Source organism: Paenibacillus sp. ClWae2A (assembly GCF_032452295.1).
Taxonomy (GTDB): Bacteria; Bacillota; Bacilli; order Paenibacillales; family Paenibacillaceae; genus Paenibacillus.
In genome coordinates this window covers 19,946-42,401 of sequence record NZ_JAULSQ010000013.1, presented here as the reverse complement: position 1 = coordinate 42,401, position 22,456 = coordinate 19,946, and the positions used below count along the sequence as shown (strand labels likewise).

The 22,456-nt window shown below is 49.8% G+C and carries 19 protein-coding genes and 1 riboswitch; of the genes, 13 read left to right on the top strand and 6 right to left on the bottom strand.

Annotation, left to right across the window (positions count from 1 at the left end):
• Positions 1 to 76 precede the first annotated feature (76 nt).
• The 6 genes from QVE09_RS26070 to QVE09_RS26045 all read left to right on the top strand — a co-directional run bounded on the left by QVE09_RS26070 (position 77) and on the right by QVE09_RS26045 (position 8,436).
• A complete protein-coding gene (locus QVE09_RS26070; protein ID WP_315939155.1) occupies positions 77 to 1,024 on the top strand; it encodes an aminopeptidase in 948 nt (315 codons plus the stop codon).
• A gap of 714 nt (positions 1,025 to 1,738) precedes the next feature.
• Positions 1,739 to 2,170, top strand: a complete 432-nt coding sequence (locus QVE09_RS26065; RefSeq protein ID WP_017690859.1) for a chemotaxis protein CheW — start codon at positions 1,739 to 1,741, stop codon at positions 2,168 to 2,170.
• A gap of 205 nt (positions 2,171 to 2,375) precedes the next feature.
• A complete protein-coding gene (locus QVE09_RS26060; RefSeq protein WP_315939154.1) occupies positions 2,376 to 5,579 on the top strand; it encodes a DEAD/DEAH box helicase in 3,204 nt (1,067 codons plus the stop codon).
• A 46-nt stretch (positions 5,580 to 5,625) separates the two neighbouring features.
• A complete protein-coding gene (locus QVE09_RS26055; RefSeq protein ID WP_315939153.1) occupies positions 5,626 to 6,438 on the top strand; it encodes a hypothetical protein in 813 nt (270 codons plus the stop codon).
• A gap of 390 nt (positions 6,439 to 6,828) precedes the next feature.
• A complete protein-coding gene (locus QVE09_RS26050) occupies positions 6,829 to 7,803 on the top strand; it encodes a M15 family metallopeptidase (RefSeq protein WP_315939152.1) in 975 nt (324 codons plus the stop codon).
• Between the two features lie 231 nt (positions 7,804 to 8,034).
• Entirely contained in the window at positions 8,035 to 8,436 is a 402-nt protein-coding gene (locus tag QVE09_RS26045; RefSeq protein ID WP_315939151.1) for a RidA family protein, read from the top strand.
• A 639-nt stretch (positions 8,437 to 9,075) separates the two neighbouring features.
• On the opposite strand, the gene QVE09_RS26040 is transcribed toward QVE09_RS26045, so the two are convergent.
• Positions 9,076 to 10,140 carry a copper amine oxidase N-terminal domain-containing protein gene (locus tag QVE09_RS26040; protein ID WP_315939150.1) on the bottom strand — a complete coding sequence of 355 codons (1,065 nt, stop codon included), beginning with the start codon at positions 10,138 to 10,140 and terminating at the stop codon, positions 9,076 to 9,078.
• A gap of 249 nt (positions 10,141 to 10,389) precedes the next feature.
• Here QVE09_RS26040 and QVE09_RS26035 point away from each other — a divergent pair, with 249 nt between their 5' ends.
• Both QVE09_RS26035 and QVE09_RS26030 read left to right on the top strand, forming a co-directional pair.
• Complete coding sequence (locus tag QVE09_RS26035; RefSeq protein ID WP_062837317.1) at positions 10,390 to 10,866, top strand: GNAT family N-acetyltransferase; 477 nt, start codon at positions 10,390 to 10,392, stop codon at positions 10,864 to 10,866.
• Between the two features lie 47 nt (positions 10,867 to 10,913).
• The gene (locus QVE09_RS26030) at positions 10,914 to 11,984 is read left to right on the top strand and encodes a Gfo/Idh/MocA family protein (RefSeq protein WP_315939149.1); all 1,071 of its coding nucleotides are present in this window, start codon (positions 10,914 to 10,916) and stop codon (positions 11,982 to 11,984) included.
• Positions 11,985 to 12,075: 91 nt separating this feature from the next.
• On the opposite strand, the gene QVE09_RS26025 is transcribed toward QVE09_RS26030, so the two are convergent.
• Positions 12,076 to 12,444 (bottom strand): hypothetical protein, encoded by a 369-nt coding sequence (locus QVE09_RS26025; protein WP_315939148.1) that lies wholly within the window; start codon positions 12,442 to 12,444, stop codon positions 12,076 to 12,078.
• A gap of 97 nt (positions 12,445 to 12,541) precedes the next feature.
• Complete coding sequence (locus tag QVE09_RS26020) at positions 12,542 to 15,124, bottom strand: UvrD-helicase domain-containing protein (RefSeq protein ID WP_315939147.1); 2,583 nt, start codon at positions 15,122 to 15,124, stop codon at positions 12,542 to 12,544.
• 349 nt (positions 15,125 to 15,473) lie between these two features.
• Between QVE09_RS26020 and QVE09_RS26015 the strand changes: the two genes are divergently transcribed.
• Complete coding sequence (locus tag QVE09_RS26015; protein WP_315939146.1) at positions 15,474 to 16,289, top strand: zinc ribbon domain-containing protein; 816 nt, start codon at positions 15,474 to 15,476, stop codon at positions 16,287 to 16,289.
• A 68-nt stretch (positions 16,290 to 16,357) separates the two neighbouring features.
• Entirely contained in the window at positions 16,358 to 17,164 is an 807-nt protein-coding gene (locus QVE09_RS26010) for a TrmB family transcriptional regulator (RefSeq protein ID WP_315939259.1), read from the top strand.
• Positions 17,165 to 17,432: 268 nt separating this feature from the next.
• On the opposite strand, the gene QVE09_RS26005 is transcribed toward QVE09_RS26010, so the two are convergent.
• Positions 17,433 to 18,086: an NUDIX hydrolase gene (locus QVE09_RS26005; RefSeq protein WP_315939145.1), complete on the bottom strand. Its 654-nt coding sequence runs from the start codon at positions 18,084 to 18,086 to the stop codon at positions 17,433 to 17,435.
• A 79-nt stretch (positions 18,087 to 18,165) separates the two neighbouring features.
• Between QVE09_RS26005 and QVE09_RS26000 the strand changes: the two genes are divergently transcribed.
• Positions 18,166 to 18,468 carry a hypothetical protein gene (locus tag QVE09_RS26000; protein ID WP_017690846.1) on the top strand — a complete coding sequence of 101 codons (303 nt, stop codon included), beginning with the start codon at positions 18,166 to 18,168 and terminating at the stop codon, positions 18,466 to 18,468.
• Positions 18,469 to 18,709: 241 nt separating this feature from the next.
• On the opposite strand, the gene mscL is transcribed toward QVE09_RS26000, so the two are convergent.
• Positions 18,710 to 19,204 (bottom strand): large conductance mechanosensitive channel protein MscL, encoded by a 495-nt coding sequence (gene mscL, locus QVE09_RS25995; RefSeq protein WP_315939144.1) that lies wholly within the window; start codon positions 19,202 to 19,204, stop codon positions 18,710 to 18,712.
• 271 nt (positions 19,205 to 19,475) lie between these two features.
• A riboswitch (purine riboswitch) is annotated at positions 19,476 to 19,575 on the top strand.
• 300 nt (positions 19,576 to 19,875) lie between these two features.
• Between mscL and QVE09_RS25990 the strand changes: the two genes are divergently transcribed.
• A complete protein-coding gene (locus QVE09_RS25990; protein ID WP_307540132.1) occupies positions 19,876 to 20,463 on the top strand; it encodes a xanthine phosphoribosyltransferase in 588 nt (195 codons plus the stop codon).
• 1 nt (position 20,464) lies between these two features.
• The gene (locus QVE09_RS25985) at positions 20,465 to 21,826 is read left to right on the top strand and encodes a nucleobase:cation symporter-2 family protein (RefSeq protein ID WP_315939143.1); all 1,362 of its coding nucleotides are present in this window, start codon (positions 20,465 to 20,467) and stop codon (positions 21,824 to 21,826) included.
• A gap of 289 nt (positions 21,827 to 22,115) precedes the next feature.
• On the opposite strand, the gene QVE09_RS25980 is transcribed toward QVE09_RS25985, so the two are convergent.
• Positions 22,116 to 22,454: a DUF4870 domain-containing protein gene (locus QVE09_RS25980; RefSeq protein WP_315939142.1), complete on the bottom strand. Its 339-nt coding sequence runs from the start codon at positions 22,452 to 22,454 to the stop codon at positions 22,116 to 22,118.
• Between the last annotated feature and the right edge of the window lie 2 nt (positions 22,455 to 22,456).

Here is a 22,456-nt window from a genome sequence, read left to right as displayed (position 1 = left end):
AGGAATCCCGTGCCAATTGTCGAAAGGGTCAAGTCGAGTTGTGAAGAGCTGAAACCAAGACAGGAGAGATGAATGTATGAGCAAGCAACGTGTGGAAATCAGTAAAAATGTGCTAATCGAGTGTCTGGGACTGCGCAGCGGAGAGAATCTGGTGGTTGTTGCAGACGATATGAAACGGGATTTGGCTGAATCCATCTATGAGGCAGGAAAAGCACTTGGTGCTGAGTCGGTCCTGTTAATCATGGAGGAACGCAGCAGATCTGGAGAAGAGCCACCGGCGCCGATTGCAGAAGCAATGATTCGAGCAGATGTAGCCGTGTGTGTAACGAAATATTCATTAACACATACCCAGGCACGCAAACAAGCCGCTGCTTCAGGGACCCGAGTGGCAACAATGCCCGGCATGACAGAGGATATGTTTGTGAACGGTGCCATTACAGCTGAATATTCGCAAGTAAAGGCGTTGACCGAGAAGGTAACGGCTCTATTAACCACAGGTCGCCATGTGCGAATAGAGAAGCAGGGCCATAGTCTTTCCTTTTCTATAGAGCATCGTAACGGTGTACCAAGCACAGGCATGTATTTGAACCCCGGTGAATCGGGCAACTTGCCGTCAGGAGAAGCTTATATTGCTCCCATTGAGGGCAAGGGCGAGGGCAGTATTGTTGTAGATGGTTCCGTAGCTGGAATCGGGGCACTCCGTGAACCGATGTTATTAACCGTTAAGGAAGGACGATTGGTGTCAGCTGAAGGACCAGATGGGGCTCAATTACTCACAACACTTGGCGAAGGCGATGGTCGCTTTCTCGGCGAATTCGGTATTGGTACCAATAACAAGGCACGAATCACGGGTGTAGTGCTGGAAGATGAGAAGGTGTATGGCACAATTCATATAGCCTTTGGCAGCAATAACACATTTGGTGGAACAATTGCCGCGGGTGTGCATATTGATGCAGTTGTGCAAAAACCGGATGTGTATATCGACGACAAGCTGATCATGCGTCAGGGTGAATTGGTCGAATAACTGAATAAACTGCATTGACGGGGATTGGGCATGTCCACAACGTGTCCAGAGTAATGGATAACTGGAGTAGAAATTCAGATTTTACGTCAGATTTACAAACAAATACACAACATGTCCACATTAAAATAATGAATATCCACATGAAATGCCAAACATATCCACAGCATGTGTGCAATATGTGCACAACTTATCCACAAATCAGGTATAACTCATGTTTTCATTCGATAAAACAGTCATTTTGGAGTAATGAAACAAGTTATCCACAGGAATATCGTTTTTTTGTTCCAAGTATTTGAAAACATAGAAACAGATCCATAATATATGGGGATAAAAAAGACCAAAGATCAGCGTTATGCCGATTTTTGGTCTTTTTTCGAATTTAAAATCATCAATCGAATGTCAGGTTTACTTACTCTTAATATTAAAACGACTGACTTCCACCACCCTCCACAACAGGGCAATTGAGCAGAGCGGGGACAGCAACCGTAATGCAGCGTCTGTTGAAGTTGGCAAAATTGATATGAAGCCTAAACATTTGATCAAAAATAACCGATACACCAAAGTAACATCTAATGGGACGAAAGTACCTGTGGTGTCTTGGTGAATGCGAACCACAAGCAGGTCACTTAGCCAAATAAAGTGCTCTTCTTGTGGTTTTGTTTTTATATTTTATAATGATCTGATTATACGGAATGAGAGGATATGGGGATAACTATGGACGAGGGAATGCAATATATTAATTTTTCGGTAGGAGACCAGATCTTTGCACTACGAATTGATGAAGTTCATGAGATCATCAGAATGGTGCAGGTGACAACAGTTCCATTTGGAAGCCCGGAGATCCGAGGTTTTGCTTCGCTGTACGGTAAGGTCGTTTCGGTGGTGAGTCTTCGTGTATTGTTAGGTATGCCAGACCAGGAGGATACCTCTTCTACACGTATTATTGTGGTGCCTTACAAAGGTGGATTTGTACCGCTGATCGTCGATATGGTCGATTCTGTCGTAAGTTACGATCGTTTCGAGGAACCAGCTGAGGAACACCGCCGTTTCATGCTTGGCGTTTTTGACAAAATCGGGTTCTGTGAAGATCATCGTGCAGGCATTTTGAACCTGGATGTATTACTGGGCAGCTTGATCAGATCATAGTAGTATAACGCTCCGTAATTCTTTCAATATTCAGTATTATCCTTCGGTTTATCCAAATGTTCCTCATCCGCTTTTCGGGAGAAGGGACATTTTTTTGTGCCGCAAACCCTCGAAATAACCACTTTTTGTGGGCAAAGGTTTTTAAATCCGGTCATTTTCGTATATGATGGAGAGTAACAATGCGAAGGGATGACGGGAGACTTTAATGATGCAATCGCTGTATGGAGTATGGCTTGGTGACGTATTTTTTTGTTTTTCCGGTGAAACATCGGAACCGCGTGTGGATGCATGGAGCCACGTGGTAAGAAGGTTGAATTTTGGCGACGGGGGTCGTCTGTTTCAGCCTGCCGCTCTGCGTCTTGCGGAGCTGCGCTGGCCGAATCCGCTGAGGAACACGGCTGAAGCGAAGAACACGAAGCGGCGTCAACTGCTGGGGCGCACATTGGAAGGATTGGCAGTCTCGCCTAAGGATGCCTTCAGGTTGCTGCTGCAATGGGATGACCGTTTGTTAAATGCAGCCGGAATTCAGGTTGGAGAAGAGATGCGTTACTGGATCAAAGCAGCGCAGTTCACACAGGAGCTGCTGTTGCGGGGAGCAATTGCTCCATCAGCTGAATTCGCAGCAAAGACCGGAGCACGGCGACGGACCGGGCAAGAGACATTGACAGGTGTATGGCGGCCACGCTTGCAGCAGGAGGAGGACATCGAACGCTTCCGCGATCTTGCTGAAGCGATGCCTCCGATTGGACTTTCTGCTCCTGGAGCTTATGCTTCATTGGAACCGGAAACGCGTGAAGAAGCAGGGGCTGCGGTATTATTTTCATTCATGAGTGGCATGATTCATGCTGTAGTGACAAGTGAACTGGAGGGCATGGACAGTGAACTGTCCCGTTATCGCACCCCATATCGACGCGGATCTTCGCCAGTAGCCGAACTCTGGTGGAACAGTCTGATCTCGATGTTCCGCCCTGTGACGGTGCAAGGGCCGACGGACGATATGACAGCGTTTATTCATACGCTGCAAGAAGTTGGTGGAACGTCAATGCCAATCGTGGGAGCAGAAGAGATGGCGCCTGCTGAAGGCCAATTGAAGCTGGTGCTTCGCTTGGAGCCTCCACTGGGCGAACATGAAACGATCTGGGGAATAAGCTTTTGGGTGGACAGTGAGCAGGAACCAAGCCTGAGGTTGCCTGCACGGACTATCTGGGCACATCCAGAGCGAGATCTGGACCGGGGGAAGGTGTTATATACCTCGGCGGCAGAGCAATTATTGATGGCACTCGGGCAAGCAGCAGAACTGGCACCTGAACTGGAGACGGCGCTGCTTACCGCTCGTCCGGAGGAAATTAAGCTGGAGCAGCAGGGGTTCTTCGAATTTCTCACGCATGCGGTCCCACGTTTGCAGAAGGCCGGGATAACCGTTCTCATGCCTTCAAGGTGGAGTCGTGCCGGGAAACGTCGTGCGGGACTGCGTCTGCAGATGTTGAATCGGGGAACAGAGCGGTTGCCTGGAGCCACATCGGCACTGGGCATGGAACAATTGGTTGCTTTCAAAGCGGAGCCTATGTTGGATGGGAAACCGGTCACAGCGGAGGAACTGGCAGCACTGGCTGAATCCACAGTTCCGTATGTTATGTTCCGTGGTGAATGGATTGAAGTGGATACAAAAGAGATTCGCCAAGTTCTGCGTTATATGAAAAAAGAAGAAGAACAATATATGCCTCTCTCCGAATGGCTGCATCTGGCAGCGGATGAAGGGGAGGATTCCGCATGGAAGGGTCTCTCCGTCTTTGGTGCCGAATCTGATGGGATGCTTGCTTTTCTGCTCGATGGACAGGTGCTTCGCAGCATTGAGCCTCGTCAGGTTCCGGCAGAATTGCATGGTGAACTAAGACCTTATCAGGAACGAGGCTACCAATGGTTATCCGCGATGCGTGAGTTGGGCTTTGGCGTATGTCTTGCGGACGATATGGGACTTGGGAAGACGATTCAGGTAATTACCTGTCTGCTGGACCGCAAACACGAGGAACGCCAAGCGGCTGAAGAGGAAGCCCGTGAGAATGAGCTGTTGAATGGATCAGATGATTCTTTCCCGGCGGATCAGCACACGAATGAGCAGCCTGTTCATCTGCCTGCACTTATTGTGTGTCCTACCTCGCTGCTCGGAAACTGGCAGCGTGAGCTGAAGCGATTTGCCCCGGATCTGTCGCTGTATATTCATCATGGCGGTCAACGGTTGCACGGGAATGATTTTCAGGCAGAAGCGCAGACGCATGACATTGTACTGACGACCTATCATCTGGCAGGCAGAGATGGCCCGGATCTGGCTTCGCTGCACTGGTCCACCATTGTGCTGGATGAGGCTCAATATATTAAGAACTACCGTACCAAACAAGCGCAAAGCGTAATGCGCCTGTCTACACTTCATCGTATTGCGATGACGGGAACGCCTGTAGAGAACCGATTGAGCGAACTTTGGTCGATTTTCCAGTTTCTCAATCCGGGGTATCTGGGCACAGCTTCATCGTTCCGTCAGCGGTATACGGGACTGGGGCCATCCGAGGAAAATGCAGCATCCTTGCGTGAGCTTCATCGACTGGTATCTCCATTCATGCTGCGCAGGCTGAAAAGTGATCCGGATATTCGCAAGGATCTGCCAGAGAAGCTTGAACTGAAATCCTATTGTTCCCTGACGCCGGAGCAGACAGTGTTGTACCAGCGTGTGGTGGATGATCTGATGGGTGGTTTGGACGGCAGAAATGGCATTGCCCGGAAGGGGATTGTTCTGTCCTCCCTGACCAAGCTCAAGCAGATCTGTGATCATCCGGTGCTGGCGGACAGCAATCGGAAAGACCACGGCAAGGCAGAGGCATCCGGTAAGATGGAACGATTGCTTGAACTGCTGGACGCCATCCGTGATAACGGGGAATCGGCTCTGATCTTCACGCAGTATGTTGCTATGGGGGATCTGCTGGTATCGAGGTTGAAACAGCGATATGAGGAAGAACCTTATTTCCTGCATGGTGGTGTGTCGAAGGCGCAAAGGGATGATATGGTGGAGACTTTCCAAAAGGGAGAGGGTCCGTCCATGTTTGTTCTATCTCTTCGTGCCGGAGGTGTGGGTCTGAATCTGACACGGGCGAGTCATGTTGTTCACTATGATCGGTGGTGGAATCCCGCGGTTGAGAACCAGGCGACGGACCGTGTATTCCGAATCGGGCAGAATCGCAACGTGCAGGTGCATAAGTTGATCTGTCAGGGAACGCTGGAGGAACGGATTGATGAGCTGATCGAAAGCAAGAAGGCACTCTCCGAGCAGGTCGTTGGTTCGGGTGAGAATTGGCTTACCGAGATGTCGGATGATGAGTTGCGTGGCCTGATTTCTCTTCAGGGTGAGACGTGGCTGTGACCTTGAACATTCAATGGAATATAGATGGTGAGAAAGGGGGATTGTTGTGAGCGAAAAATGGAAGATCGAGCTGCATATGTCCCCCGGTAGATGGACAGCAGAAGTAAATACAGCAGCGGATGTGGACCAGGAAGTTTCCGTTTCCACTTCCGCTGCTGAGGGCAAGACCGGATCAGCCGCAGGCATGTTCACGGTCACGGGAACGCCGGCGCCACTGAGCGAAGCGCAGCGCGAGGCTGTGCTGGCTCAGTTGCGCAAGCGCCCGCTGACGCTGTACGCCCTGCTGCGCGGCGTCCCGGCGTCCGAGGAGCTCGCCGGGCTGCTGCCGGCTGCGCATGCGCCCGAGGGCTCCCCAGGCGCAGCCACGACCAGCGCGGCCGTGGCGTGCACCTGCGGCCGCCCGGGCTGCGCGCATGCCGCGGCCGCTGAGCGCGCCGTAGCCGCGCGCCTCGCGGTCGAGCCGCTGCTGCAGCTGGCGCACGCCGGCCTGCCGCGCGAAGCGCTGCTCGCCGGCGTGCTGGGGGCATGGGCGGAGGAACTCGCCCATGATCCCAGCGGCCCAGGCCGCGCAGCGGAAACGGCTGGCCGCCCGCAGGTGCGGGGCGGCGAAGGCGGCGCAGCCGTCGGCGAGTGGATCGCCGAGGCCGCCGCGGACGGCGCCATGCACCAGCCGGGGCCGGGGTTTGGCGCCGTTGAGGTGCGCCTCGCGCAGCCGGGCAAGCCGCCGGCCTTGCCGGAGCTGACGGCGCTGCTGCCGGGCGTGCCGGCCACCGCAGGGCTGGATTTGATCCGCGAGCGTGTAGCCGCGCGGATGTGGCAGGCTGTCCAGAAGAAGACGGACAGCCCGGCAACCAAATGATGCACCCATCAGAGCGGGGGAGATCTTAGATCACCCCTGCTTGTTTTTATTGCAGCATGTTGCATTATTCAATTCTATTCCGGGTACAATCTGCTCTTTGCCTTTATCTAAAAATGCTCATTAGTTAGTAAAATGCAGTTCGGTATAATCACTTGTTGGATATATGAAGGAATATCCTTTTCACCTCTATTGTGTACAGAACAAGGATGTTACTCTAAAAGTCCAAAAAACGATCATACAAGCTGTACAGCCCGCATATGTTCATTCGGATCTCTTCTAAAGGACGTCTTTACCGGTGGAGCTTCGCTCCCAATTAAGGTATACTGTCGCAGGGAACATTACACGCAGAGAACTATATGACATTTATATTATTGCGATAGGAGTTTTTACATGAAATCACATACAGGAAGACAGCGCCGCATCGTGGTTATGCTGTCCTCATTGATGATATGCGGAGCATTGCTTGCCGCGTGCCAGAACGGTTCAGGCACAGAGGAAAGCCAGAATCCGAATGGAACAGGTAACACACAACAGGAGTCGGACGGCACAACGGTTCATTTTACGGAGGATAAAGGAACGAACGGCGACAATGCTGGCGGGGAGGACACATCATCTTCTGGCAACAGCGGTGAAGGGACGGATAGCGAGTCTGGGAATGCTTCAGCGGGCGAAGGGCAGGGTTCTTCAGACGATGGTAACGGGGCGACAGCGGAAGATCCATTGTTGGAGAAACGCAGTATCAGCGCCCTGCAAACAACAATTGATGCACAATCTGTGGTGACCAATGCGGAGTCTATGACCGTCATTGTGAACAAACAACGTAGTCTGCCTGACGGTTACGAGCCGGATGATCTGGTAGAGCCGAATGTACCGTTCTCCTTCGACGAACCTCACGAGAAGCGGCATATGCGCAAGGAAGCGGCGGAGGCACTGGAAAAGTTGTTTGCAGGTGCAAAGGCGGATGGCATTGAGCTTCGTGCGGTGTCCGGTTATCGTTCATATCAGCGTCAGGTATCTATCTATAACAATAATGTCAAAACCAAAGGTCAAGAATACACAGATCGTGTGAGTTCTGTTCCAGGCCGAAGCGAACATCAGACCGGTCTTGCCATTGATGTATCCAGCCCGAGTGTAGGCAATGTGCTGGAAGAGGTATTCGGCACCTCGAAGGAAGGCGAGTGGTTGGCTGAACACGCTGCAGAATATGGATATGTCATCCGTTATCTGAAAGGTGAAGAAGATACCACAGGTTACGTCTATGAGCCTTGGCATATCCGGTACATCGGTACAGATTTGGCACCGGATGTGGCGAAGAGTGGGTTAACTCTTGAAGAATACTTCGATGAGGCTAATATCAAGTTGTAATGCGGATGCTTTCTCCTTAAAGAAAAGATACTAATTCTCATAAAATCCCCGAATGAACCGTCCTTGATCTAACCAATGGGCAGTCATTCAGGGGATTTTTTTTCTGTGCAAAATGGTAATGGAATTAAGATAGAATTAAGCTTCATTCCATTGTCTGAGATGATGGGGGACTGATATAATTCATGTTTAATCCATTTAGATATAAATTCAACCAAAGCGAGGGACGAGAGAATGAGTAGACAGCAGGTATTTACAGGCTCCCCATGGGAACCGTTGGTGGGATATTGCCGTGCCATTCGTGTAGGGAACCGAATTGAAGTGGCGGGTACAACCGCGATGCAAGATGGTGTAGTCGTGGGGGCAGGTGATCCGTATGCACAGACAAGGTTCATTTTGCAGACAATCGAGAATGCACTGAAAGAGTTGGGGGCTAACATGTCGCATGTGGTTAGAACCCGAATGTTTGTGACCGATATCTCCAGGTGGGAGGAAGTTGGCAAGGCCCACGGTGAATATTTTGGACAGATCCAGCCTGTAGCCACCATGGTTGAAGTTAGCGCACTCATTGATCCCTTGTTGATGGTTGAGATTGAAGTGGAAGCAATTGTTGAAGATGAAGTCCAAGCCGAGTGATCTGGCGAGTATCCAGAAAATTTTCTAAGGAACTCATGACGTCTTATTTGGCCCTCAGGTCCTCTTTTTAAAATGAAAAGAACACCAGACCCGTTATTTCTCGAATTCCTCTGATAAAAACGCTGTAAACAGCTGTTTATTCTGATATAGCGTCTCTCAGATTCCTTAGATTTCTGGCGCTTCAAAGCCTTGAATAAGACGCCTCAGATTCGTTAGCGCTAAATCAATTGCTCTTACATTCAGTATGCAACCACATGTCGTATGCAACTCATGTCGCGCATGTCTGCTCCGAAAAAATTCAGATACGCTTCGTTTTGGAGCAAGTTTGAAGACACGCTCTAAAAAACTAAAAAACTAAAAAACTAAAAAACTAAAAACCAACAAACCAACAAACCCAAAAAATAACCTTACCCATGCCTGTCAGAAGACAAGCGGATAAGGTTTTTTTGAATTGACGTCGTCGCCTAGAAGCACGGCTGAGCTCTTGATGCGCCAAACTCATTACACCGCGCTCCAGGAGATACATGCGGATGGCTGGTCATTTATGATGCGCCACACTCATGACACCGCGCCAAGAGATGCAAGCGGTTTGCACCCACATATACTATGTGTCTCAACCCGTCGCGTTTTCTAGTCGATTTATTTCGCTTCCAGCTCTGCTGCAGGTGTTTCAACAACCACTTTCCAAGCTGTTCCGATTGGAGGCAGGCTGCGTGTCAGCATAGGGCTGTAGAACCCAATGACTTTAGCGCCTTTGGTCAGTTCTTCAGCTTTCACCGTCTCGCCTTCGTGGTTCACGATCAGCGTGTCTTTAGCAATGTTTAGCACGACATGGTCGGGAGCTGTTTCTGTTAACCGTGTACCTGTAATCTCAATCTGTGAGATGCTGCCTTCAGCTGTTGTTACATTTTCAATCGTACCAGCCGTCCCCAGAACCTCTTTCAATTGTGATTCCGCAGCGTCATCCAGCACAGTGACTTTATAGGTAGGCGTTTGTGGTGGCAGACTGCGGGTGGTGATCAGAGAATGCTCAGCTTCCACGTTCATGCCAATGGCCAGATCAGTCAGTGCAATCTCTTTCCCTTCTGTTGAGATGAATTTCGTCTCATCGCTCAGATTGAGCACGATGCCATCCAACCCTGCACCGCCAATCTGGATGGACTTATATTTATCTTGGTTCGAGATTCTGGTAATTACACCACGTTCAGTAACCGTCTTCACGTCCTCTTCACTAGAGATAGTCACCTGATTTCCTGTTGTGTTCACTTGTCCATGCAGTGCTTTTTCAGCAAAAGAAGCCGGTACATACAATTTGCCGCCTGTGATTTCGGGCGCTGTGCCCAGCGTGAGCAGCATTTTATTCACGGAATATTGATCCTTGCCTGTAATTACTTGTGTCCAGAGAGCCCCACGAGTCAGCTCTGCAGTTTTAGTTTCTTTATTCCATTCCAGTTCAATACCTAGTGCGTCGGTAAGATCACGCAGCGGGATCATGGCTACTTTGCCATCCTTGTTCCAATAACCATCGGAGATGGATGCACCATTCACGGATACGTTTACTGCACTCACTGCGTTACTATCTGCTGAAACGGATGTTTGATGGACTGGTTGTGTGTTGTCCAGTGTTGCTGCATAAGCGGCTCCACCACCCAATGCCATGGATAGGGCCATCAGTGCACTTACTTTTTTCATGTTGTTGTTCATCAATATTCATCCCTTCTAATCTGTGTACTGTCGCGGTAAAATCTTCCTTAGGGCCGCGCTCCAAGTTAATAGACGGGACAAATCGTCTCAGTGTTGCAGTTAAAATGCAATGAATGTAAGCGGTATGGTAGTTTAGATTTGAAATATCGCTTGTATTGCAGGTTATCCGCAGCAGGATCAGGTTAATTTCAGGTAAGTGGCCAAACCTTTGTCCTATTTCACATTCAAGTACGAGGAGGAACCGATTAGATGAGTGATATGTTAGTAGCGCTCTATCGTTTACCGGAGCAAGAGAGTGGACTGAGAACGCTGGAGGAATCCTCCATTGTGATTCGAAGAGCCATTGCCCCAGAGAAACAGCTTGTACTGGATTGGGTGAGGTCACATTTTAGCCAGGCTTGGGTGGATGAATGTGAGGTCGCTTTTGCACGTCAGCCGGTGTCCTGTTATATTGCGGTTGAGCATGGGAAAATGATTGGATTTGCCTGTTACGAAGCAACATGTCGCAACTTCTTCGGACCGACAGGTGTGAGCCAGGATGCACGGGGCAAAGGTGTAGGAACAGCCCTGTTACTGGCCTGTATGCATGCGATGAAGGCGGACGGTTACGGGTATGCGATTATCGGATCAGCCGGACCTGTGGATTTCTATGCCAGGACGCTGGGTGCCGTGAAGATTGAAAATTCAACGCCGGGTATTTACGAAGGCATGCTGCGGGCAGACTAGACGATAATGATGTTGTGGAAGTTGTGGAAAAGGAAGGGAGGACGATGATGAGCACGAAACAAATGTTACACATCGGAATGATCGGTACAGGATCAATCTCGGATCTTCATATGAGGTGTTATGCCAAAAACGAGGATGCCGTCATCTATGCCATCTGTGATCTGAACGAAGAGCGGGCTAAGGCTGCGGCACAGAAGTACGATGCCCAATCCGTATACACCGATTATCGGGAGATGCTAGAGGACCCGCATGTGGATGCCGTCAGCATCTGTACCTGGAACAATACACACGCCGAATTTGCCATTGCTGCGCTGGAGGCAGGCAAGCATGTATTGCTGGAGAAACCGGTGGCAACCAATGTGGAAGATGCACTGCGGATTGAAGAAGCGGTGAAGAAGAGCGGACGTACCTTTATTGTTGGATTTGTGCGTCGGTATGATAACAATATGCAGATGATGCGCAGATTCATTGATGCCGGGGAGTTTGGTGAACTGTATTATGCCAAAGCTTCTATTCTGCGGCGTCACGGTAATCCAGGCGGTTGGTTCGCTGACAAAAGCCGTTCCGGCGGTGGTCCTCTGATTGACCTGGGCGTACATATCATTGACCAGTGTTGGTACCTCATGGGCAGGCCCAAGCCTGTTTCAGTCAGTGGTAATACGTATCGGAAGCTGGGCAATCGTGCCCATATCGAACATCTTTCTTTTTACAAAGCAGCCGACTACAGCGCAGCTGTGAATGACGTGGAAGATATGGCGAATGCACTCATTCGGTTTGAGAACGGGGCTTCGCTGGTGGTGGATGTGAGCTTTACCCTGCATGCACGCGGGGATGAATCTTCCGTGAAATTATATGGGGAGCGTGGTGGATTCGAACTGGAGCCTGAGACATTGATCGTCACGGAGAAAAATAATACCATCCTGAATATTGAACCCCAGACGGACAATACGGGTCTCCATATTCATAGTGCATTCCAGAACCAGATCGACCACTTTGTGGATTGCTGCCTGAACGGTACAGAGCCGATCAGCCCAATTGCAGATGGGGTGGCTTCCACACGCATGCTGTGCGGAATCTACGAATCCGCTGAGAAAGGGCAGGAGATTCGTTTGGATTGAGTCCATTTTACATGGCGGTTGTCCTTCATCATATTTAAAAAGCATGCGTCTTCCGCGTGATCTGCGGCTACGCATGCTTTTTGGCATCAGGTCATTTATTCAGTGGTGAATTCTCGTACCCAGGGTCATCGTAATCCGTATCCTGCAGCCTTGGAAGCACGTTCATGCTCTCAATCGCCTGCCGGGTATCCGGCGTGCCATGGTCATACAGAAAAGTATACAGCAAGGTCATGCCATGCGAAAATTGCTCTGTTGCCTCATCATGATCTGCCGACTTGTAGGGTACCGGCGCCCGTTGCAAGGTATAGGCATCGTCATCCTCCAGCACCTTCATCAGATCTTTCAATCGGCCCAACTGCCCGTCATCCACCAACACTTCAAAGGGTGTAGATTCGTTCTTTGTTCGTTCAATCAGGTTATGAGTTACCGATACATACAGATGTTGTTTGTCGTCCTGCATAATCCAACCCCCATTCTGAAATGGAAAAAAGACGCTTCTACTGTTAATAAACAGCAAAAAGCGCCCTGAAACGAGCCATAACTGTATCCCGTATCGTTTATTTCCCAAATCTCCCCGTTACGGGAACCTGGCGGGTGCCGGCCTCCATCGATCCTGAACACAGGGGACAGGCGGGAGGGCCTGATGAAGCCTTCTTGTTTGTTTTTGAAGAAGGCACAGCCGGCTTCTGTCTTAGCCACGCTTTACAGGTGGATGAACTGCACTTCCATACCGCAACGGTCTCCGTACGCTCAGCATTACCTGAACCTGAAGTGTGCGAATGTGAACTGGAGGAACTCGCAGCTGTTGGACTCACACCTGTGGTACTGAATGCCTTATGGTTGCGAATCTCCCCACTACCACGCCGTTCACCGAGGCGATCCTCATCACGTTCGTTATGGACCTCGTAGTCACGACGGTCACTGTGGCTGATTGCTCGGCGTTGTGCCACATCCCGACCTTCAGAACGGGCACCCGAGCCCGAGCGGGTATACTGTCCATTTCCTTTGCCATATGAAGGTTGGCTACTCGTACGGCTCTCCTCACGAGGTTTACGTTTGTCCGGAACTTCCATGCCGAAGGCTTCAAGCAGGAAACGGGACACATCCGCTGGCTTTCCGTGATGACTCGCTGGTGAGGTGACATACAAGTACTGCTTGGCCCGTGTGATGGCAACGTAGGCGAGTCTACGTTCTTCCTCGAGCGCCATGTCCAGCTCCGCGTCTGTCTGCTGCACAGCAAGCGCAGCTTTCTGATCCTCGGGGATATCCTGACGCAGTGCTGTACTGTGAGGCACAATGCCTTCACTGGCTCCGATCCAGTACACACAAGGGAACTCCAGTCCTTTGGCCCGGTGGATCGTCATAAGTTGCACTGCATCACTATCCTGTGCGCGGCGTAGAGATTCCATCTCGCGGTGTCTGCGGGAGAGTTCATCCGCGAATTGAATGAACTCTTCCACTGTTTCGAATTTTTTGACGGCAGCTTCGAATTCATCCAGAGTTTCCAGCATCGTTTCCTTATAATGGGTGAAGATGCTGGGGTCACCACTTTCCATATACTTGTCGTAGAACTGCCTGCGCATCTCCTGAATGGCGATGATGGGCTTTAGTTTGTGCAGTGATTTGATCAGCTTGATGCGTTCTTTGACCTGTTCCTGCTGGAACGGTTTCAGCTTGTCCCATTTCACCAGATGAATGAGCGGATATTTCTTCGCCTGTTGTTGTTCACAGCGCTGAATCCATTCCAGGCCAGCATCCCGTGATACATAGAGCGGTCCCAGTGCACTTGGGAGAGCATCCATGGCACGTGGATCAAGAGACAGACGCAAATGATCCATCAGGGGTCTGATGAGAGACTGGTCATAGAACACCGGGGAAGCACCATGCTGTACAAAAGGCACATCTTTCAACACAAGCTGCTCGAATACAGCCCGGCTGCTGCTGGCTGTCCGGTGAAGAATCGCAATATCACGATAGGTGTGTTGTCCTTCTTCAACCTGTTGGCACAGCTGATTCACGACCCACGCTGCTTCTTCCTCTGCATTGGAAGGTGTGGCGAAGCGAGGCGCATCTCCACGGTTTCCGGCGGCACGTAGCCGTTTGTCACGTCTGCGTTTATTACGAGCGACCAGTTCACTTCCGAGTCCCAGAATGCGTGCATCACTACGATAATTAATATCCAGCGTCACGATGCGTGCACCGGGGTATACTTTATCGAATTCCAAAATCGATTCCTGGCGTGCGCCATTAAAGGTATAGATCGTCTGGTCATCGTCTCCCACAACCATCAGGTTGCGGTGAGCGGAAGCCAGTTTTTGCACAATTTCATACTGTAGGTGGTTGGTATCCTGGAACTCATCCACCATAATATACTGGAAACGCTTCTGAAGCGGCCCCAGAACAGCAGGGTCACGAAGCAGGGCGGCTGCCCGCAGTAAAATATCATCAAAATCCATTTTGCCCCGATCCTGCTTCCAGGCTTCGTAACCAAGCAGAACACGCTTGGCATCGCGTTCTTCCTGCGATTTTTCAGGCAGGTCGGTTGTTTCCGATCCTTGCATCTTCCATGCGGACAGCATGGCCAGCAGACTTTCAGGCTGGAAGGCTTCACTCATGCCATTTTGGCGAAGAAGCATCTTCAGCACCGTATGCTGAGCCCGCGACTCGCCAAAGATCTCTTCCTGCACACCGTAATGACGCAATAATGTCAGGGCAAAAGAGTGAAAGGTACGAGCCTGCACGGCTCTCGCGGCTGCCGGGCGTATACCTGGCAAAGCCGCGATCCGGTCTTTCATCTCGGTGGCGGCCTTGTTCGTGAACGTCACCAACAGGATACTGCCAGCATGTACACCGCTGACCTCTATGAGGTAACCGGCTCTTGCAGCCAGCACAGTGGTTTTGCCACAACCGGCTCCGGCGAGCGTCAGAATCGGTCCTTTGCCGTGACGGACTGCCGAGATTTGTGGTGCGTTTAACTTGATGCCTGCCTCTTCAAGAGAACGAAAATAAAAGGCATCCTGCTGCTCATTGCCCACGAGTTGCCGACTGGTCTCCAGCGGAGCAGACGGGGACTGGGGCAGGGACGCCGCCGGGGTAACCCCGAGCGGACGGGGGTAGAACGTTGAGTTCGGACTTAACATGTTTCATCCACCTCTGTATGCATTCAGGGATAGGACTATCCCGGTTAAAAGTAAACCATTTGCCCTTTTCACAATCGCATTGTAAATTGGTATGATAGAGTTAGTCGCCTAATCAGGCGGTTAAGTATGGTCAAAGCTTCATTATACCCGAACGTATGGTCTTGACGAAAGCCCCCGATTTCATCCAGTATCGGTATAAAACGGGCACCTGCACGAGATTACGCAACTTTTTGGCATGATATCGTATAAGTTATATGCCTGAGCATTTTGCATGAAGGATGTAATATGCTAATTTACTACTAAATAGAAATGATAATATTGGTTTTGACGGGACAGAGGAGGAATGGTCATGAAACTGCTTCAGCGCATCAAAGACGGAGCGAACAAAGCAACAGAGCGTGCCCAGCACGCCGTTGAGATTGGGAAACTGAACAACCAGATTGTGGGCTTGCAACAGGAACAGGAAGTCCATTTTACAGATATGGGTCGCATCTTCTATGAGGGTTATCGGGCACAGGATATGACGCGTGCGGAAAAAGAAATGGTGGATCTGTCGCAGCTCTGCGACGAATTGCAGGACGAGATTGATGGTCTGCGCAACAAGATTGCACAACTTAAGAACGAACGGTTGTGCGAGTGTGGACACGTCGCTTCCCTGGATGCCAACTTCTGCCCTAAATGCGGACGGAAGTTGGGCGAACTCAAGACAGCAGCGCCCAAAGTAGGAGCAGCAGGAGTCGCAGGAGCCACCACAGCCGCAAGACAGGAGGCAGCTGTAGCTCAGACCCCAACTGAAGAGCCGGACTTTTACGATGCGCCACCTGAGTTGGAACTGGAGGAAGACGAGCCGTATCATACGGTCATTCCGTCCATAGCGGATCTGGAAACGGAATCGGAATATAACAGTACGGAATTTACCCAGGAAGAAAAGGAAGCGTTTGATGCGGAGTGGGAACGTCGCAGAGATGAAGAGATGCAACGGGAACGTGAGCGTCAGCAGGAGCTGGACGAGCGCATCCGCTACTGGAAAGAAAATAACCCGATTGTGAACACGGTGGACGTACAGACCGAAGTGTCACGCGAAATGGTGAATTGTCAGATTTGTGCAGCCGAGCTGCCCAAAGGTTCGAAATGGTGCCCGCGCTGTGGTGCTGAACAGATCTGATGCAGTAGAAGCTCTGCCGCATCAGTATGAGGCAGTGCGGGTTGCTGACAGCATGGGGGGACGGGAATATGGACCAACTGCTGCATCATTTGCGTCATCTCGGATTTACCGAGATGGAATCTAAAATTATGGTGGAACTCGCCCGTCAGGGATCAGCTTCAGGATATGAGGTTGCGAAGCGGCTGGGCGTGTCCCGTTCCAATGTATATGCGACCCTGCAACGGCTGGAACAACGTGGTTTCTTGCGGTGTAGTCCAGGGGAACCGGCAAAGTATAGTGTGCTGAAGCCTGAGGAGATGACACGAATGATCTCCGATCAAATGCGCACCTCTCTGGATTATGTCCAGAGCAGCATGCCCAAGAGTGAACCGGAGAAGCCTGTCTTCTATAACATTGAGGGTGACAAAAATGTGTTTGAGAATCTGAGCCGTGAATTGGCTGAGGCTCAGCATGAGATTGTCGTAGACGTCTGGCGTGAAGAGGCAGAGCTGCTTCGAAATGACTTACAGCAGGCTGAAGCTCGCGGTGTGCGGCTGTTATGGTCGTGTGATGGTGGCGAAGGCATGCTCGATCAGCCTGTTCCTTTGCCGGGACTACCTTTGTACGGTACAGGTAATGGTCGGAAATTTTCCCTGGTGGTGGACCGCCGCTGGTGCATGCTGGGCATGCGCGGGGAATCATGCGCCACACAGGCAGTGGTGACGGAGCATCCGGTAATGACCGGACTGCTGCTGAATCATTTTGCTCAAGAGCTGGTGTTGTACGAACTGGAACAGGATATGGGCGAGGAACTGGAGTCCCGCTATGGGCACCGGTACGAAGAACTCTCTGCGCGTTATTGGTCTTCTCCTTCAGGAGAGGGTGACCAGAGCTAGACAGATCGGCGACTAATTCACCTCTGATGGAGTGAACATACCAGCACAAAGGTACCTGTCCTGATGAAACGAATACGTGTGTACATAAAGCAGGCGCTGCCCGAAGGCAGACGCCTGTTTGTGCTGTTTTGAGATATGACAGTGATGTTCGTCACAGCATCTGTTCCCAGTCAAGTCGATAGTAAAGGTATGAAGTTATGCTATTTTTGAGAAAATGAAGCTATGACATTCGATTGAACTGGATCGGGTTGAACAGGATTGTACATGATCACTCTTTTGGCACGTGATACAGAGCTTCGAGCACATCCGTATAATAAGCTGTGCCATGGGGTACAAATTCCGTTGCCCGAATCTCGCGCACGATACGTTCCGGTTCATAAGCTGCATGATCGCTAGACGGGTGAGTCTGAACTCCGGTAGCTTGAATGACGTCGATCTCATTACGAAACAAGGCGAGCAGATCATCCAGGGGCACTTCATACAGACTGTCCACCTCGCTGGGCTGCAGAACGTAGGCTTCGAGCGGCTGGTTCAGACATAATCCATAGACCGCGCTAAATTCCCGATCTATGAATGGGATACCACGGACCTCTCCTTGAAGCTGCTGTGTAGCTGTGAGTAGATAGGTTAGTGCATCGAACGATACATGGACACCCAATTCTTCCTCCAGCTCACGATTGGCGTCTTGCAGTTGTTCTCCTGCAGTGAGGTGACCAGCTGCTGTAATGTCGTAACATCCGGGGAAAGTATCCTTAATATCACGCCGCCGCTGAAAAAGAACCCGTCGCTGCTCACCTTCGTCACGCACAATCCAGCAGTGGAATGAACGGTGCCAATATCCTTTGGCATGGACCTCACTGCGCAGCGCTGTACCGATCCAATGTTGCTGATCATCATAAATGTCGAAACGTTCTGGGGTCATGAAACGTATCTCCTTATATAGCAGTTTTTAAAGTTCAAAATTTCACAAAGTATGTATTAAACGAAAGGGGAACCATCGTATGGAATGCATTGTACACTTTCAGGTGATTTATCCGCAACCTCAGGAACGTAAAAGTCTTAGAGGACTTATATTTGTAGGGCAAGGTCAGGAACCGGCTAACAGTCAGTTAAGCAGCATGTTTAAGGATATGGGATTTAATGTACGTTTGGAAGATGAGGCACAGTTGTTGTTCAAGCCAGTGGATGCTTCGGCAAACTTTGAATATATTCGTGTGACAGAGCTTGACACTGGGGAAGAAGTTTACAAGGAAGATAAAGATCTGAAGTCGATTCTGGAGCATTTGCTGCCACGGCGCTTCTAATTCATGAGCATGGCCGCGAATGAAATCATGGGGCAGTACGTGTAATACATGTATGTTAGGCATAAAAAAAGGCCCCACCTTTACGGTGGAACCTTCGAACCTTTAAACTACGCAACCCATTGTTAATGAAGCCCATATGGCTAGCTTCTCATACATAAACCCTAGCAAGTATGAGGTTGTCCCCCGCATCGGGATTTATATCCGCAATTCAACTCGGTGTGTCTTTAAACGCTCATTGTAATTACGCTGTTGCGCCGGTGCCTTCAGCTTCGAGCTCTGAAGTACAGTGCGAGCAGCGGGTAGCTGCGGCTGGAATTTCAGATAGGCAATACTTGCAAGCCTTGGTCGTTTTTTGCGGCTCGGGCTTTTTGTGTTCTTTGCTTTTAAGATAGTTTATGCCCTTCACAAGCATGAAAATACAGAAAGCAACGATAATGAAATCAATCATGACGTTGATGAACTGCCCGTAAGCAATTACGGTTGCGCCAGCTTCGTTGGCTTGGGCCAGTGTCTTGATTTCCTGCCCACTGGCAGTTTTCATATCCCAATCCAGATTGATGATTTTCTGACTGAAATCTACCCCTCCAAGCAGTTTACCCACCGGTGGCATGATGATATCATTCACAAGGGATGTGACGATTTTACCAAAAGCAGCCCCAATAATGACACCGACCGCCAGATCGATGACGTTGCCGCGGACGGCAAATTCCTTGAATTCTTTAAGTACGCCTTTCATGTTTGCATATCTCCTTTGATCATTCGATTCAAAATATAGGCCGCGTCTCCATCCATTCTCCGTTCAGATCCGCGCTTCCGTTCTCATATTGTACATAAAAAATAGATTCCTATCACCCCCTGTTTGCAAATTAAGACAAGTTTCCGCAACTTCCATGAAAATACTTCTTTATTTCACGCCGCTGATTCGGTATACTTCTAACATTGTCAGTTATGTATAACCTTTTACATTCAGGTTCGCGATCATACATTGTAACGAATCATGGAGCCAAAAAATTAAATATGCCGTTACTCGTATATGTGCAGGAATAGGCCTGCATGTCTCTACCCGATCACCGGAATGATCGGACTACGGGAAAGATGTTGCAATGTTTTGTATGGTTGGCATGAGATCATTCTCAGGCAGTTTGACTGAAGAGCAGGTTCAAGTGGCTTTTATCTGTTTCCGAGTACACTGTTTGAAGTTTCTCATAACAGGATTGAACTCCTGTCATTCTGTCCATCCAGTACACTTGCAGCATCCATACGGCTTGTCCATATACGTACAAGTCCGTCTTTCCCGTCTCCGGTTATTCCGCAGCGTGTGAAAAGGCGGGCTTTTTGCTTTTTTACCATGCGATTGGAAGAGCATGTGAGCTTCTGTGCGGAGGGCATCCAGGGGGAAGAATTGCAATGCAATTGTTAAAAGACAAGGTAAGACAGGAAGGCATTGTCCTGTCCGAGCAAGTACTCAAAGTGGATTCATTCCTGAACCACCAGATGGACCCGGTTTTGATGAAGGAAGTGGGCAAGGAATTCATTCGCCGCTTTGAAGGGGAGAATATCACACGTGTGCTGACAATTGAGTCATCAGGAATCGCACCAGGCATCATGACCGCGTTGGAGCTGAACGTACCGCTGATCTTTGCACGGAAGCAGAAGTCGCTCACACTGACGGAAGACATTCTGGTGGAGAAGGTCTACTCCTTCACGAAGCAGGAGACCAATGAAATTACCGTTGCCAAGAAGTTTATGAAGCCTGGGGATCGCGTGTTGATCATTGATGATTTTCTGGCGAATGGTGAAGCGGCATTTGGTCTGGCTCGCATTGTGGAGCAGGTTGGAGCCGAAGTGGTTGGCATCGGTATCGTGATTGAAAAAGCATTCCAGCCGGGAGGTCGCTTGCTGAAAGAAGCAGGATACCGTGTGGAATCGCTGGTTCGCATCGGGGCACTGTCGGATGGACAGGTTACATTTGCGGACGAGGAGGGCATGAACTAATATGGCACGCGAACGTATTTTTCAGCGGCATCGTCATCCAATCAAAACGTTCTCCCTCGGACTACAGCATGTGCTTGCGATGTATGCAGGAGCCGTCGTTGTCCCATTGATCGTTAGTAACGCATTGGGTTTTACACAGGAACAACTAACCTATCTTATTGCCATTGACTTGCTCGCATGTGGTGTGGCTACACTGCTTCAGGTATGGGGAAATAAATATTTCGGCGTAGGGCTGCCTGTCATGCTCGGTTGTGCATTCCAGGCTGTGTCTCCGATGATTCTCATCGGGATGAACAGTGGGATATCTGCCATTTACGGAGCGATCATCGCTTCAGGACTGTTCGTATTGATCTTCTCCGGACTCTTCGGGAAGCTTATTCGGCTCTTTCCACCAGTGGTTACGGGTTCGGTGGTTACGATCATCGGTTTAACCTTGATTCCCGTTGCTTTCCACGATCTGGGCGGCGGTCAGGGATCAGAAGATTTTGGCAGCGGAGTGAACTTGTTACTCGGTTTCGGTGTGTTGATCTTTATTATTCTGATGACTCGTTTTACAACCGGTTTTATCCGTTCCATCTCAGTATTGATTGGTCTGCTTGTAGGTACGATTGCGGCAGGGTTTATGGGCGAGGTTAATTTTGCTCCTATTCGCGATGCAAGTTGGTTCCATGTTGTTCAGCCGTTTTACTTCGGTAGACCGACCTTTGAGATTGTACCGATCCTCACGATGATTCTGGTGGCGATTGTCAGCGTGGCGGAGTCTACAGGCGTATTTATGGCTCTGGGCAAAATCCTGGACAAGGATCTGTCTTCCAAGGATCTGGCACGCGGTTATCGTGCAGAGGGTCTGGCCATTGTGTTAGGTGGTATTTTTAACTCGTTCCCGTATACAACGTATTCGCAAAATGTAGGACTGGTACAGATGACACGTGTGAAGACACGTGATGTCATTGTTGTGGCTGGTGGAATCCTGGTGGTCATCGGATTTGTACCAAAAATTGCAGCCCTCGCACAGCTCGTTCCAGGGGCAGTTCTTGGCGGAGCCATGGTGGCCTTGTTTGGCATGGTGGTATCATCAGGCATTCGAATTATCGGCAGTCAGGTCGATCTGAACCGACATGAGAATCTGTTTGTCATCGCTTGTTCTGTAGGTATGGGGCTTGGGGTTACCGTAGTACCTGAGTTGTTCGCAGGTGCACCCGCCTGGGCTCAGATTATGCTCGGCAATGGTATCATTGCAGGAAGCTTCACGGCGATCTTCATGAACCTGCTGTTCAACGGTCTGGGTACCAAGGAAACAGCTGCCAAGATGGCTGAACAACAGGCAGACGCTATCCTTGGAGAAACAGGCAAGTCAGCTTAGTTAACTGAATTAGGCTAGGCTTTTCATCCAGCATGATTGTTATGTTAACTGTTTGGAATACACCTTTAACAAGATGGATATTTAAGCAGGTTAATATATGGTGATATACAGCATGAATGGTTTATGACATACATCATTTATGCTGTGAATGTTCAACCACATGAACAAGTCGCCTTTACATGTGAAATACCGAAGATCCGTTGAAGCTGGCAATATAATCAAAAGACGATCCACACCCGTTTGAAAGGGGATGGATCGTCTTTTCTTTTGGATCATTGTCTTCCTGAAGTTACAGATGACGCATCTGTTTCTCTGCAAAATCGCCAACCCACGGCAGCTTTATCCATTTTCCCTGCAGGCTGGTGACCACCATGATGAGCCAGACCACCACACCGAGCAGGGATAACAAAGATGCCACCAGTGGCCCAAACAACGGAAGAAAAGCCGATAATACATGCCCGACCATAATGATGCCAAAGACGGTTACGGATTGCAGAGCGTGAAAAAGAACAAACCGGCTTCGCTTCTCTACAGCGAGAAAAATAATCCCGCCTACAAAGGTAAACAGATAACAGAGCATACCGGCAATATTTTCATCCAGACCGCTAGACGATTTCATGGGGGACATCC